Source organism: Bradyrhizobium sp. Kon58 (assembly GCF_055807455.1).
In genome coordinates this window covers 1-232 of the sequence record NZ_JBVVOT010000686.1, presented here as the reverse complement: position 1 = coordinate 232, position 232 = coordinate 1, and the positions used below count along the sequence as shown (strand labels likewise).

The 232-nt window shown below is 57.3% G+C and carries 1 protein-coding gene; it reads right to left on the bottom strand.

Features of this window, described 5'->3' with window-relative positions:
- A partial coding sequence (locus AC0L20_RS41940) for a hypothetical protein (protein ID WP_473295985.1) occupies positions 1–232 on the bottom strand: 232 nt, incomplete at both ends.

Genomic DNA, 232 nt, shown 5'->3' with positions numbered 1-232 from the left:
CCTCTCCAGTTCCACTGGTTGCAGAAGCGAGTCACTCACTTCACCGTCGACCAGCTTGGCGGCCTGAAGTGCAGCAAAAGGCTGGCGTACCCGATAATGACCGCTGCCGAATGAGTCACCTGGGTAGCATAATACGTAGGGTAGCGCACGAGTGGCGAACGGTCGCCAGCCGACGTCGCTACGACATTCGTAGGCAAAACCACTGCCTTCTAGGGTCAGGTTGCGATTGTAG